General features: G+C 66.4%; 13 protein-coding genes. 11 read left to right on the top strand and 2 right to left on the bottom strand.

Translation table 11 applies throughout. The features are described 5' to 3' along the window. Window positions 1–60: 60 nt before the first annotated feature. Window positions 61–3,444: a DUF3854 domain-containing protein gene (locus LG299_RS12555; RefSeq protein WP_404430719.1), complete on the bottom strand. Its 3,384-nt coding sequence runs from the start codon at window positions 3,442–3,444 to the stop codon at window positions 61–63. A 1,179-nt stretch (window positions 3,445–4,623) separates the two neighbouring features. Here LG299_RS12555 and LG299_RS12560 point away from each other — a divergent pair. From LG299_RS12560 to LG299_RS12600, 9 genes are all read left to right on the top strand, one after another. After that, window positions 4,624–5,139: a hypothetical protein gene (locus LG299_RS12560; protein ID WP_404430721.1), complete on the top strand. Its 516-nt coding sequence runs from the start codon at window positions 4,624–4,626 to the stop codon at window positions 5,137–5,139. Window positions 5,140–5,347: 208 nt separating this feature from the next. Continuing rightward, window positions 5,348–5,650 (top strand): hypothetical protein, encoded by a 303-nt coding sequence (locus LG299_RS12565; protein WP_404430723.1) that lies wholly within the window; start codon window positions 5,348–5,350, stop codon window positions 5,648–5,650. Continuing rightward, window positions 5,647–5,979 carry a hypothetical protein gene (locus tag LG299_RS12570; RefSeq protein WP_404430725.1) on the top strand — a complete coding sequence of 111 codons (333 nt, stop codon included), beginning with the start codon at window positions 5,647–5,649 and terminating at the stop codon, window positions 5,977–5,979. The genes LG299_RS12565 and LG299_RS12570 overlap by 4 nt, the downstream gene beginning before the upstream one ends. A 216-nt stretch (window positions 5,980–6,195) precedes the next feature. Next, a complete protein-coding gene (locus tag LG299_RS12575) occupies window positions 6,196–7,410 on the top strand; it encodes a hypothetical protein (protein WP_404430727.1) in 1,215 nt (404 codons plus the stop codon). A gap of 23 nt (window positions 7,411–7,433) precedes the next feature. Further along, a complete protein-coding gene (locus LG299_RS12580) occupies window positions 7,434–8,171 on the top strand; it encodes a hypothetical protein (protein ID WP_404430729.1) in 738 nt (245 codons plus the stop codon). Next, window positions 8,168–8,596, top strand: coding sequence for a hypothetical protein (locus LG299_RS12585; RefSeq protein WP_404430731.1), 429 nt, complete (start codon window positions 8,168–8,170; stop codon window positions 8,594–8,596). Before LG299_RS12580 ends, LG299_RS12585 begins: the two co-directional genes overlap by 4 nt. Further along, window positions 8,593–9,111 (top strand): hypothetical protein, encoded by a 519-nt coding sequence (locus LG299_RS12590; RefSeq protein WP_404430733.1) that lies wholly within the window; start codon window positions 8,593–8,595, stop codon window positions 9,109–9,111. The genes LG299_RS12585 and LG299_RS12590 overlap by 4 nt, the downstream gene beginning before the upstream one ends. 23 nt (window positions 9,112–9,134) lie before the next feature. Continuing rightward, on the top strand, window positions 9,135–9,995 hold the full coding sequence (locus LG299_RS12595) for a hypothetical protein (protein WP_404430735.1): 861 nt from the start codon (window positions 9,135–9,137) through the stop codon (window positions 9,993–9,995). Between the two features lie 35 nt (window positions 9,996–10,030). After that, complete coding sequence (locus tag LG299_RS12600; protein WP_404430737.1) at window positions 10,031–10,348, top strand: hypothetical protein; 318 nt, start codon at window positions 10,031–10,033, stop codon at window positions 10,346–10,348. Between the two features lie 732 nt (window positions 10,349–11,080). Here LG299_RS12600 and LG299_RS12605 read toward each other — a convergent pair. Then, window positions 11,081–11,314, bottom strand: coding sequence for a hypothetical protein (locus LG299_RS12605; RefSeq protein ID WP_404430739.1), 234 nt, complete (start codon window positions 11,312–11,314; stop codon window positions 11,081–11,083). A 245-nt stretch (window positions 11,315–11,559) separates the two neighbouring features. Between LG299_RS12605 and LG299_RS12610 the strand changes: the two genes are divergently transcribed. Further along, window positions 11,560–12,639: a hypothetical protein gene (locus LG299_RS12610; protein WP_404430741.1), complete on the top strand. Its 1,080-nt coding sequence runs from the start codon at window positions 11,560–11,562 to the stop codon at window positions 12,637–12,639. Between the two features lie 2 nt (window positions 12,640–12,641). Further along, a complete protein-coding gene (locus LG299_RS12615; protein ID WP_404430743.1) occupies window positions 12,642–13,331 on the top strand; it encodes a hypothetical protein in 690 nt (229 codons plus the stop codon). Window positions 13,332–13,365: the final 34 nt, after the last annotated feature.

Here is a 13,365-nt window from a genome sequence, read left to right on the forward strand (position 1 = left end):
ACGTGTCCCCAAGACGAGAACAGCCCAGATCAAAGACGATCTGGGCTGTTCTGCGATGGTCTAGAAGGTTGGCGAAACTGCCTTCGGTAGCAAGCTCACCCCAACACCCATACCTGCGGCGTCGAACTGATACCCGTAGCCAGTCGTCTTCGCACCCGCTGCCGTTCGCAGCCAGCCGACATTCCCGGGCTTCGATCCCGGGAGCAGGAACGGTCCGAGTGCGTCGTCTGTCTCCGCGCCTTTCCGTAACTCGACGCCGGCAGCTCTGCGGATCGCTGCGAGCGATCCAGCCTGCAGGTAGATGCGGCGTACGCCGGCATCGTTGGGATCCGAGATTCGGCCCACCTCGACCGCACCAGGGAGAGTGTGAAAGCTCGCAATCGGGACGCCATTCTGATCTTTAGCACCGCTCCACCGCCATCCGCACTCAGTCGCGATGAAGTCGGCGATGTCTGAGCCGTCAGCGGCCCGCAGGTAGTAACGACCCGCCGCAAGTCCGTCCCGCAGCTCGTCGACAAGGTCACGACCTGGGTCAGAAACGCTCTTCGCCGCGCCAGCCAAATCGCGAATCTCGGCGACAATCGCTGCCGCTGCCGCATCGTCAGCAACCTTTGCCGCACCACCCACCGTCGCCACCCACGTCGACCCATCAAGTGATCCCCACGGCGCATCCTTCGCGAACATTCGCAGAGCGGCGATACCCTGCAACACACCGCGAGCGGAGGTCTGCGTCGCCCGGCTGGAGTCCGTCTCGTCAGCAAGCTGCGCTGACACCGCAACGGCGAACCCGGTGAAGGCTGACGGCTCCGAGTTGCGGGCGATGACGGCCGCAAGCAACCACTCATAGATCGCTCCGCGCGCACGCCCAGTCGCGAGCCACTTCGACCGGTAAGCATCGAGCGCACGCTGATCCAGATCGCCCTGATGCAGACGAAGCGCGATCGTGCGATCCGCCCGCGAACGGTTCATCTCCATAATCTCGCCACTCAAGAAAAGCACCCCGAGGACGTCGGTACGGCGGGCACGGCCGGCGCTTTCGAATCGGGCTCCGCCAGCCTGATCAGCACTGGCCGTAATGAGGCTGTCGACCAGCCGGGCCATGGCGCGCGTGCGCTCCGGTGCATTCTGGTCCCGGCGAAAGTCATCCGAGAACACCGGAGCCTCCCCGAGGAACCCGGCCGCGATCGTCGACGCGGACTCAGAATCAGCGTCTACCTTAACCGCGGCGAGCGGCTCCCGCCCTGCAGCGAACTCCTCGGTCACGAGGGTTGCCGCGAGAGCTCGGTACAGTGCCGTCTTCCCAGAACCCTCCTTCCCTGCGAGCGAGATCGCCGGGCGAACCGTCGACGGCAGGAACGAACCGAAGAACGCCGCAAGCAGGATTCGCGTAACCATCGGTCGGGCTGGGGCGAGCGCGGCAAAATCCGAAGCCCAATCCGCGAGGTCCGCAGTGCACCCTTTGCCCGCGACTCCGGCAAAGCCCAGCGCGCGAACATAGGGCGACATGCCGACCAGCGCGGTCGGATCAGCAGCCGGTGCCGCGCTGATCGCAGGGTCCCACCCCGAAGCCCGGATCGCCCCAGTGGGTGTCACATAAGCCCACTCACCACCAAACCGCACCCACCCGCAGCGGGAGACGATGACCTTGTTCTTGCGCTCCTCGCGTCCGAAGAGAGACAGCATCTTCCGCATCGGAGTCGCCTCCGCCGGGGACGCCGGACCTTCAATCGCAGCGGTCGACATCACCGCATTGACCACCTCGACGGGGTTGCCCGCATTCCGGGGATCCATCTGCCCGGTCGAGACGGTGCGGCCACCCGGAAGGATGACGCGGACGACGTGCCGGTCTTTGTCAGCGCCTTCTGTTCCACCGCCGACGTTGACAATACGAGTCGTTGTAGATTCGACCACTCCGGCAAGCCACGCCGTTCTGCGCACCAGCACCGGAGCTGTTCCGAAGCCACCGGGGACAGGGCGCTCGACCGCCTCCCACCACCCGTGTTCGCGCGGATCTGTCGAGAACTTCGCCACGAAGCGAGTGCCATCTTGCGACTCGAACGGCAGGTCGTTGTCCTCGCCGTTGCGCAACGCTACGAGCGCGTCCGCGACCGTCTGCGGCTCAGAGTCCGCCCGGTCAAGCGCAGCAAGCAGAGCGTCTGTGGTGATCGTTCCCGCCCGCTCAACCTTGGCCACGATCGCCTCAGCACGTTGCGCATCCCCATCGAGGATCAGATGGGTGATGCACTCCACGACACCCCATGCATGGGCACCGCCGAGAGCCCCTCTACCAGCGTCAGTCCGGGCGAGCAACGACTGCCCGCCCTTCTCGTCAATGGCGACGACGGCATCGATCGTGGATTCGGGAGACTCCCCGCGATCCTCGGTCGTCCAACCGACAATCTGCCGGGCCTCACCGTCGAAGTAGCCATCATCGGGAAGAGCGGGTGCGGCCATGATCCACAGGCCGGCCTCATCCAAAGCGTCATCGAAGCGGGGCGCGTCGAGAAGTGCGGCAAGGTCGATCTTCTCAATCGGGCGGGGTGTCCGAGCTGTCCAAACGAGCCGCGCTTTCGAGAGCTCAGCCTCAACCTTTGCCCAAGGTGCCGCCTTCCCGATCAGGCCTTTCGCGATCGGCTGCCGGGCCTTGCGTGCCTTCTCGCCGACCAGCCAGTCATCGATGCCTGCCTTGGCGCCCGCCTCCACCGGCGCGATCCAGACACGAACGTCCGCCCCAGCATTGCTCAATGCGTGCGCAGCAGTCTGAAGCGCACGAGTCACCGGCTTCTTCGACCTCGCATCCGCATCCCACGCAAGGATCACGGTGCGTCCCTCGAAGCTATGAGCAAGCTCCCCCCAGCTCTCCGGGTGCAGGACAGTGCGTCCACCGTTCCGGGAAGAATCCGCGAGCATCGTCACACCGGTGATCGCCATTGTCACCAGCGGGGTGCCCTCCGCACGGGCCGCTGAGAGGACGGCGTCAGCCTTCACGACCCCCTCCGTGATCATCACCGGCACTGTCTTGTCGTCAAGGTAGGGGCGCGCAAGCGGGTGAATGTCCGCAGGGATTCCTGCGCGCTTGTTTCGACGCGGAACCTTCGGAGGGGTCGCGAACTTCGCGTGGGACCCATCCGGGCGGGGGAGCCCCTCGCCGTCGTAGCGCATCTGAACTGTCGCAGTCTCCCCGGCCGGGCTGATCAGCGGGATCGTGAGCGCGTACGCCATTCCCTCGTCGAACCACTTTCGCGCGCCCGCCGGGAGCCCCACCTCCGGGAGATCGACTGTGCCGTCCGTGATGCCGTAGCCGCGGGCGGCGGCGACTTCATCTGAGACGCCGCGGTCGATCAGATAGTTGAGGATGGTGCGACCGGCGAAGTCTTCAGCGGTGATCGCCGCTAGTTTCGCGCCGACCTTGGTGCTCGCGAGGTGGTGGGTGGGGACGGTCATATAGGCCTCCGTGGGACGGGAGGATGCCGGTGTGCATCCTCACTTACCCCTACGGGCGGAGTGCCAGCGACTCAGAATCCATCCGAGAACGGGCAGTTTCCATCCGAACCTGAGCAAAATCCATCCGGACGACATCCCAGTGTTTGCAAGGGATCGGAGGCCCTGAGGCGCTTCCCTGGATGGATGAATGGATAGATGTATTTAAGAAGTTGTAGTTGTAGTAGTAGTAGGCCGCTAAGCGATTAGGCACTTTAAGGCTTCGTGGCCCTTAGATCCTTAATCCCACTAATTGACCCTCCCTCCCTATAGGGGGTGCCTGTTTCAGAGTCCATCCGTCCATTTTTCCATCCGAGGATGGCGCAAATGGCCCGCGATCCCTTGCAAGCACTGGGATGTCGTCCGGATGGATTCTGTGGGGATCCGGATGGAAAAGTCCATCCGAGTCCATCCGTTGGCAAGAAAATAGCTGGTGCCAGATGATAAAAAGCTTTCCATCTGGCACCAGCCGTCCCGCTGACTCCTTCGGGGGAGCCGTGGCGGGCATTGGTTAGCGTTGTGGCGATCGCCTATACGCGCGCGCAACCACGTTGCGGAGAATCTCCCACCGTTCTGGGCCGAGCTTTGCTCGTGCCCCGCGAGCTGCGACGCCGTTCGCGCCGATGATTCCGGGCGGGATGGGGACAACCCGGCGCTCGGCTTCCCGTAGACGCATCCACTCGGCGCGTAGCCGCGGTTCCATCAGGGCTGGTGAGACCCGTCCCCGCTCGTCCCAGTAGAACTCGTCGGCTTCGATCGCTGCGAGTGTCAGCGCGGACGTGACATCAGCTGCGAGGCCGACGACCCAGCCGCCGTCAATGTGGACCCCAGGGAGTGGCCCAGGTGGTGCCGCAGGCGGTGGCTTCTTCTTGTACGTGCGGACTGGTCGACCGGCATTAGTGACGCGCGCCGCGTACCGGGCTCGGTCCTTCTCCCGCCGCGCCATCCCGCATGCACCGGCACACCTGCGCCCACCATCTGCCTCTGACCTGCACATCGTTTCACGTGTCCCTTCCGATGGGAAAGCTACCCGGTGGCGCCGACACTTCGAGTCGCTGGCACTCCGCCCGTAGGGGTAAGTGAGGGCGACATGCCGGTCACCCCCGCAATTGCAAGGAGCACGACATGCGCATTGAAGACGAGATGCTCGACACCGAGCGGTCCGCGAGCCGTGAGGACGAAGCCTGCGCCGACGAGGCGTACCGGGCGCGAGAGGTAGAGCAGGAGCGCCGAGGGGCTATCGAAGCCGTTTTTGAGGAAGCCCGTGACCTGGTTGAGGGCGCGGAAGGGGTACGACTCTCGTTCGACCGGCACGGGGAGGCCGAGCTCAACCTCTTCTCGAAGGTCGCGAACAGCAACCTCACCGAGAGCGTTCACCTCAACCGGGCTGATGCCGCGGAGGCGAAGGTCGCATCGATCGTGGCCGACATCGGATCGCTGCTCGCGGAAGGTGACCGGTTCGTCGCTTTCGAGGACTGCATGCTCGACCCGGGCGCGGAGCTCACGGGGCAGGAGACCGACGAGGAGCTTGAAGAACTCTGGAACGACGCGGTCGCGTACTGCGCCTCGGAAGGGAACGAGCTTGCCGGTCACTTCTACGATCTTGTCCCCGCGATTGAGCGTCGCCTCGCTGCGAAGGCTACGCAGGTCGAGAAATGACCTCGCCGCGCTCGAACACCCCACCCGCCTTCCCACTCCAACCGGCGCCGGCCTCGTGCGCTTGGTGTCCAGCCCCGATCGCAGTTCTCACGCCCGCGGGTGATGTCTGCGCGGTACATGCCGTTGAGGCCGTCGCGCTTGCCCAGGGTGCGATGGTCCCTGCGGATCCACGCTTGGGTGACCGCCGCATCGAACGGTGGTGGCTCTGATGGCCGCGCTCGTGGTCGAGACGGCCTTCGGCCCACTAAGCATCACCGGTGACCTGGGCGCCCTCAACACCTGGCTGGCGACAGCAAACCCTCGCCGTTGGGCGACCACAGCCGCGCTGACCGCATCCGCCTCACTCGCTGGGCGCACTCACAGGCGCGAACTCGCATCGCTTCCTGGCGATCGTGCCCTCCTGATCGAAGCCACGCCCTGGCTGGCCGATCTGCCTGACGGACGCACAGCCGGGACCGCCACCGTGACGACTCTCAGCCGGGCCACCCTCGACACCTGGCGTACCTCATGACCGCCTCCCGCGCGCAGCGTCTCTTCGCGTCCGCGGAACGACGGTTCGACGAGAGCCCCGAGACGGGGCAATGCACGGCGTACCTCGCCGGCATCGGCGACGTGGTCGTGGAGCACGGCAGCGAGACGCGTCGCATCGACCCCGATCAGTTCCGAACCGCAGATGAGCTCGCTAACGCGATGGTCACAGCCGCCCGCGAACTTCTGGATGCTGCGTGGCGCGCAGACCTCGCCGCTGATGCGGCGACCGATCGTGCTGAAGGTAACGGCGCAGGCGGCTGGTTCGGGCGGGGGCGGGAAGGTGACAGTGACGGCGATGGCTGGTGGTGACGCCGGATGGCCGAATAGCTGGCCGAAAAGTCCGGATAGCGAAAATCTAGGCCCGCGCGCAGGCGCGATAGCTGGCCCGGTCCGCCAAGCTACCGACCCCGACTGCCGAACCGAGCGCCAGGAACGGGGGTTGCCGCAGGGGTGGTGTCACGAAGGGGTGTGTTCCTTTCCAACCATCCCTCCGCAGGCTTTGGGATTGAATGAGAGGACTGATTGATGACCGAGTATCTCGGTTTGAGTGCGATGGATCCGACGTTGGGTCCTGCTTTGCTGCGTGCGCAGGGTGACGCTTGGAGCCGCCTCGCGGCGGTCACGACGAAGGGTCTGGCTGCGGGGTTCCCGCCTGCGTCGATTCGGTATTGGGCGCGAGAGCGGGGTGGGCCGGAGGTCGCAGCTCTCGCCGCGAGCTACGCGGGGTTCAGCGACCTCGTGCGCCGCGTACGCAAACACGTCGCGACGAACACTGACCCGGGTGTTGCGCTTCGCCGAGCGAGTGCTGTTCTCCTCGCCCCGCCGGAGGGCTTGATCGCCGCGCGTCCTGCATCCGCCGCGCTTGCTCTGGTCGCTCTTGCTGCGGCTCGTCAGGATGGTGTCGTCGGCGGCCAGGTCGCTTTGTCGGCTGGTTCCGCTGCGGTGATTCTCGGGGTGACACCGGAGACGGCCCGCCGGCACCTTGACCTCCTGACGGACGCGAACGTGCTGAGGGCTCGTCGAGCAGATGGTGCGCCGACGAGGTACGCGCTGGCGTTGCCGAAGCGCCAGGCGGCGAAGGCATGGCTCGATGACCCGCGGGTGACCGCGATGGTCGATGAGATTCTCGCGGGTGAACGGCACAGCTGGCTGGCTGCCTTCCTCGCACCCGAAGTGAGCTACGGCTCTTCGCTGCTCCCCGCGGACGTCTGGCTTCTGATGATCGAGTCGCACGGCGTCGACCCGGCGACGATCGGGTTGGACGGCCGCAACTTGCGCCGCGCTCAGGCACGGCTTCGTGCGATTGGGGCGACCGACCTCGAAAGCCTCTGGACTGCACTGACCGACCTCGCGACCGCGCCGGATGCATCGGGTACAACGCCTCTGCAGCGTCGGCAGGCTGCGCAGACTGCGTACGAGGTGAAGCGTGAGGCGCGCCTCGCGGAACTGGCCGTGCGGCGCACGGCCATGCGGGACGCGTGGACGGCGGTGCGGACGTTGATCGCGAAGCCGCCGCGAGGACTCGGCTACCCGCCTTCAACGGAGACGCGCCTCGAAGCGTGGGTGGATCGCGCGCAGGCACATCTGGCCAAGACGTCCGGACTGGACCCGAGCGCGGTGCGGACCGCGCTGGCGGTCGTGCTCACATCCGCGCTCAACCAGAACCGCGACGCCGGCACGCATGTGGCTCGCGTGATCGTGCCAGAAGTACCCGTTTCCGCACCGACCCCGCGCATGTGAAGACGAGAAGTAAGGAGATCGAGATGACAACTTTTGAGGCTGTTGACCGGCCAGCGGTGCACCTGCGGGCGGATGGCCGACGCGCTCAATTCGCGGTCGTGATCATGCTGCTGATCGTGGCGGTGGCAGCCTTCGTCGCGGCCATCCCCGGGCTGCTGTGGGCCGGCCAAGTGGCAGGCCTGGGTGTCCTGGCATGGGCGGTCCCGATCGTGGTTGATGGCGGCCAGATCGTGGCCGCGTTGGCCACAGCCGTCCGCCACTCGACCGGCCGGTCGGCCACGTGGGAATCGGCCACACTGGCTGGTCTGGTGTTGCTGTCGGCCGCCAGCCAGACCCTGCACGCGTGGCTGCTCGCGCCAGCCGACCAGGTGCTCCCCGCCACAGTCATGGCGTGCACGCTCGCGGCTGCGATGCCACTCACAGTGCTGGCCACCACGCACGCAGCGACTCGGGCGGTTCTGGCCCCGCCATCCCGCCGGAAGGCAGCGAAGCGCGCTCCTGCGGTGACTGTGGCGCCCGCTCCCACGATGACGACATCCGCAAGCCCTGCGCCGAGGGTGACGACTCCCAAGCCCGCGCAAGCCCGTACCGTGATGCCCGCCACGATGTCGGTCGATGAAGCCGTACACGCAGTTCTCCATCGCGGACTCAGCCAACGGGATGCGTCAAAAGCTACGGGTGCAACCCGTTACAAGATCGCGTCGGCGGTTGCGGTCGCACGAGCCGCCCAGGCTGAGACTGCGTCGGCGGTGACGGCATGAGCGCTCGCGACTGGGCGGCCGCGAACACGCCGTTGGTGGAGGCCCGTGCGGCTGAGGCGGCGGTCGCGACTGCCGTGGCCCTGTTGCCCGCGTCGTTGCGAGGGCACGCTGTCGAGCTTCAGATCGCCACGGCCCTTCACCGGCAGGCAGCGGAGGCCGCAGTGATGGCAGTGACCGCACGGTTCATGACGACCGTGATGCCGAAGGTCGCGGCGCACCTCGCCGATGCGGGCACACCACTCAACGACGCACGCTTGCTCGACGCAGCAATTCTGGGCGACGAGACACTCCTCCTTGTGCGCGCAAGATGCGGTGGGACCCGTCGGCTCCGCCGATCGCTTCTCGCACGGGTTGATGCCGATGGCTTGGTGACCGTGGCTCGTGTGCCAGGACTGCCGACGACGGTGGCGGAGGCGCTCGGATGACGGCGCTGCTCGAACGGCCAGCGATGGACATCGGTATCGGTGGGCAGGTTGAGGCGTGGTTGGCGAGCCAGCCGCAGCCGAGCATTCCCGTTCGGTACCTGCAGGAGGACGGCGCGCACAAGGGCGAGACCGTCCCGAGCGCGGGTGATCTTGACCTCCGGCTGGGCGCTCTCGATCTGGCGATCGGTCCGGTATGGGGTGCGGTGGAGTGTGGCCCTCGGTACGCGCAGATTCTGCGTGTCGCCGGCGCGCACTTCACGGTCGAGGTGGGGCACCACGGGCACATTGAACGGGTTGCTGCGATCAAACCGACCACGCCGACCTGGCTCCCGTCGCAAGGTCTCGCGGCGCAGTACGTGACCGGCGTCGTCGCGGGCGAGCTGATGGCGCGGGGCGACGCGGCGTCGATCGCGTTCGACTGGGCGTCCCACGGGTCGCTTGCGGAGGGGTGGCGGCTGCGACCACTCACAGACGCCGAAATTGATTGGCGCTACCGCCATCGGGATGACCGCTGATGGCCGCCGCGCATGTAGAAGGCATGACTGCGCCTGATGAGTCGACTCCTGCCGCTGAACGTGTCGGGCACGAACTCCGTCCGGCGATGAATGAGCTCCTGGGCGCGATCCAAACCGCGCAAGATCCGATTCTGGCCGCCCGGACTGTGCGGTCGCTCATGAGCCGGCACGTGGCTATCGCCCTCTCGCACTCCGTCCACGAAGGGCGTGTGTCGAAGTCCGCGGCGCTCGAAGTCTTCCCGAAAGGCTCGCGCAAGGCATTCCGCCAGTTGGTCCGCGCTCGCAGGCATGCCGCCGACTGCGGGCACAGCATCACACTTGACGTGGCCGTCCCTGATGGCGTGTGGGTTGTGCGTTTGGGTGACGCCGATGTGGCCCCACGCGAAGGCGACTTCACCGCGGTCATTCTGACGACGGGTCAAGTGATTGAGCTCGCGGGCGTTCGCTACCGTGATCCCGCTTCGGGTGACGGCTGGCTTCCTGGTTGGAGCGAGTGGTCGCTGAATCGTGGCGAGACCCTGATCGTCGAAGGCCGGCACTGGGATACCGACAAGCGTTGGATCTGGGAGGCAGGCGTGATCACGAGCGCCCACACTGCCCGCGAGATCCAGTACGCACCGATGCGCCCGGATGGCACCAGATCCCTTCTTCTCGTGGTCGAAGATGTCGAGGGCCAACGGCAAGCTCTCACACTCGACGAGGCGAACGGCGAGCTGCACTTTCTTGAATCCGGTGCGCGGGTGCGGGTGCAAACGAAGTACGTGCTCACCCAGATCGGCGAAGAGTTTCACGTCCGCTTATACGACCGGACGCGTTCGCTCGGTGTGCTCGTCCGTGCGCTGCTGCTGGATCCTGAGCCGCTCAAAGTCGACGGGCTCGACTAACCTGTAGCTCTCGGCCGGGGAAAGGATCTTCGGCTTTGGGTACGAACAGGCGCTACGCGGCAAGCGTCGATGCGCGCATGGACGCGCGGATCCTCGACCGCATGGCGAGCGACGGTGAACTGCAAACGCTCACCGCCGCGGAGCTTCAGTTGGACGTTCTACCACTGACGGTGGACCCGAAACCGCACCGACGTGTGCGCGCCTGGGTTCGCTTCGGCGCGACGCCGGTCAGGGTGGATGCGGTCGCTGTCCGCTGGACGCCCGCTGCCGTTGGGGTCCAGTTCGAGGCGGCGGGTCGCACACATCGATGCTGGGTGTGGGCTGGCGCGGTTGACGAGATCGAGCCTCGGTAATGTGCAGGGCCCCGGCGTAGTCTTGGCGCGTGGACCCGCTCGACGATATGGCTCAACCGCGGTGCGAGAAGTGCGGAGTAGTCACGCGCGACGCTCCGCGTGGGTATGCGTGCCCCGCGTGCGGTCACACCTTCCAACCGCCCCGCTACGGTGGGTTCCCGCCGGAGTTCGACGGCCCTTCGATCCACGGCGGGTAACGCTGGTCGACGTGCACAGGTTGGGCGAAATGCGCCCTCAGGCACGCGCCCTTCGAGCCTGCCGGGCACCCTGCAAAACGCCCAAACCATGATCGAGGCGGACGGCTCGGCTTCTCCAACCTCTTGACCTGCACTGCGTTTGTACATCTGAATCGTCGTTTCAGCGTTTCGTTTGCGCAGCGGGCGTGGTGTTTTCACTTGTCGGTTCGGTCGTGCGCCGTGTGGGTGTGTGTGCGTCCCGCAGGGTGTCACGGAGTGTTGTCGCTGCGCGTGCTGATCGTGCCACTGCGCGTTCTGTTGATGCGTCCGCAGGTGTAGATGCGTCCGCAGGTGGGGATGTGTCCGCGGAGGGGCATGGTGTCGACCTTGGTTGCGTCCGGCGGGAGCGGCCGGCCACTTCGATCTGAACTCTTCGGAAATCCCGAACAGTTGGCGGACCGCAGGCAAGAAGAGCGCATGACGTGCGAGTCCGCGCCAGCGGGGGCGCTCTTCTTTATGCGCGGCCGGGTCGGGCTATCGCCGTCGTGGGTGCCCGCTATCGCGGGCGGTTCAGGATCTTCGCTGCTGCTTGACCGCTGATGCCGGCGGCGGCGGCGAGCGCACGTACACCGATGCCCCCGAGCGCGTACGCGTCGACGAGGGCAGCGTCGCGGTCGCGGCGTAGCTCGACGATTCGTTCTTGGTGTTCGGCGATGGCGTTGGCGGCTGCGGTGGCGCGTGTGAGGGCTTTCGCTTGTGCGGCTAGGCGTTCGAGTGTTTCGGCTGGCATGGGTCAATTGTGACCCACTAAACACAGGTCTGTCAACCGAGTTGACACCTTGCTCCCGCGCATGGTCTACTTGGATTGTCAACCGAGTTGACACTCCGCCCGACACGGAGGAACAGATCGATCGAAAGGAGGTGGCGAGATGGCCAGCATGCTCGCCCAGACGTACGAACGTCGGGCTTTGATCCGTCGCGTGCTGGCCGCCCTCGCCATCGCCATCCACGCCCTCGTCGGGAACTAGGAGAGAAATGTCCACTCGCACTCGCGTCCTCGCGTTCACACTCACTGCCGCCCTCACCCTCGGTGGCGCTGGCGCCGCCGCACATCAAGGCCTGACCGCGCACGCTGAGCGCACCGCCGCTTCACATGCCGTGGCGGTCGCGGCGTACAAGGAGCGCGCGGCTGTCCTGGCGGAGCGGGTCACTGCCGAGCGTGCCGTTGCCCTCGAAGCGATCACCATGGCCGCCGCTGCTGCCCCCGGCATCGACGCGACGGCTGAGCGGACAACCCTTGACGGCCTCGTCGAAGCGCTCTTCACAACGGACCTGCGTGCCCTGACTGCTGCGAGCACCCGCGCGACATCCGCTGCCGGGACGATCGGTGCCACCCTGCTCACCGCGCAGTCGCAAGCTGATGCGATCAAGGCGGCCACCGAGGCGGCTTCCGCCGCTGTGGCAGCCGCTGGTGAAGTCGGCGTTGATGCAAGTGCGGTGACAGGCGCGATGCCAGCGTTCGCGGGTGCCCTGCCGACCGTCGCTGAATCCGCGGGCTTTGATGTCGACGCGCTGACCGCACGCACCACTGAGCTCATTACCGCCACGCAAGCGGAGCAAGATCGCCGGACTGCCGCTGCTGCCGCTGAAGCTGCTCGTCAAGCTGCGGCATCCCAGCCGCGCTCCACCGGTGGCGGGGGTGGCGGTTCGAGCAGCACGGGTGGTGGCTCGTCAAGTGCGGGCGGTCATGCAGCACTAGAAGCGCTGATCCGGTCGTACGGGGTGGGTGCCCCCATCCACTGGGACGCAACCAACGGCGGCGGCTACGTCGTAAACGGTGCCATCCACCTCGACCCGTCGCTCACCAACAACGCCTGGGGCCGCTACGCGGCCACGCACGAGGCCGGGCACATCATCACGGACGGCTGCCTCCAGCGGGAACGCCCCGGCGCAACCGAATTGAAGCGGTCGGACCGGACCGTCGCCGCGGGACTGAAGGCACAGTACGGCGTTTCCGCCCACACCATCCGTGAATGGGCGGCGGATTCGTTCGCTGCGAACCAAGGCTTTGGTCAGCGCGCGTACGGTGGCCCGCACATTGGGTATGGGTGCTGACCGTGCGCCGCCCTCTCGGCGTCATCGTTGCCCTCGCGGCCTGCGCGGTCCTGCTAGGCCACGCACAGGCCGCGTCAACCGAGGCCGCGCAGACCGGCGCGTCGGTGAGCGTTGACCCGGCACCGATCGTGCTCGCGCCGACACCCGTGCAGGTGGCACGCCTGATCCTCGCGTCGCATGGCGTCGTGCCGGATGCGCCGATCGTCATCGAGTTGTCGCAAGCGGGGATGCACGCTTCATGCCCGCACTCGGACCACATCGACGGTGACATCCTGGGCTGCGTCGAGGGTGACACGATCGTTCTCTACGCGCCGTTCCTCGCCGACCCGCGGTCGGGCCAGACGCAGGCGCTCATCGCTCACGAATCGGCGCATCTGGCCCTTCGTCAGGCAGGGAAGCCGTACCCGGCGCCGGAACTTGCTGGGCTAGCGGGTTCGACGGCACACCCCGGGATCAACGCTGAGGAAGCAGCGGTCAGTTGCCTCGGGCCGCACCCTTCGGCGTATCGCGACATCGAGTGCACCCCGACTGAGCGGGTGGTCGTCGCTGTCGCTCTCGCGGACCTGACGGGCGTGACCGAGTGGTCGTGGTGGTCTGCGGGCTTGGGCGCATTCTACGAGCCGATGGTCCTCACCGCGCCGCAGCAAGCACTAGTGAGCAGCTGGCGCAGTGCCGCAGGGGTGGTGGAGTGACGTGCACGAATCGTGTGCGCACCGCGCATACAGG

Source organism: Microbacterium lacus (assembly GCF_044794305.1).
Classification (GTDB): domain Bacteria; phylum Actinomycetota; class Actinomycetes; order Actinomycetales; family Microbacteriaceae; genus Microbacterium; species Microbacterium lacus_B.

Coding starts and splice junctions, on each gene's coding strand:
- LG299_RS12555 (WP_404430719.1), bottom strand. CDS start 3,444: ATGACCGTCCCCACCCACCACCTCGCGAGCACCAAGGTCGGCGCGAAA.
- LG299_RS12560 (WP_404430721.1), top strand. CDS start 4,624: ATGCTCGACACCGAGCGGTCCGCGAGCCGTGAGGACGAAGCCTGCGCC.
- LG299_RS12565 (WP_404430723.1), top strand. CDS start 5,348: ATGGCCGCGCTCGTGGTCGAGACGGCCTTCGGCCCACTAAGCATCACC.
- LG299_RS12570 (WP_404430725.1), top strand. CDS start 5,647: ATGACCGCCTCCCGCGCGCAGCGTCTCTTCGCGTCCGCGGAACGACGG.
- LG299_RS12575 (WP_404430727.1), top strand. CDS start 6,196: ATGACCGAGTATCTCGGTTTGAGTGCGATGGATCCGACGTTGGGTCCT.
- LG299_RS12580 (WP_404430729.1), top strand. CDS start 7,434: ATGACAACTTTTGAGGCTGTTGACCGGCCAGCGGTGCACCTGCGGGCG.
- LG299_RS12585 (WP_404430731.1), top strand. CDS start 8,168: ATGAGCGCTCGCGACTGGGCGGCCGCGAACACGCCGTTGGTGGAGGCC.
- LG299_RS12590 (WP_404430733.1), top strand. CDS start 8,593: ATGACGGCGCTGCTCGAACGGCCAGCGATGGACATCGGTATCGGTGGG.
- LG299_RS12595 (WP_404430735.1), top strand. CDS start 9,135: ATGACTGCGCCTGATGAGTCGACTCCTGCCGCTGAACGTGTCGGGCAC.
- LG299_RS12605 (WP_404430739.1), bottom strand. CDS start 11,314: ATGCCAGCCGAAACACTCGAACGCCTAGCCGCACAAGCGAAAGCCCTC.
- LG299_RS12610 (WP_404430741.1), top strand. CDS start 11,560: ATGTCCACTCGCACTCGCGTCCTCGCGTTCACACTCACTGCCGCCCTC.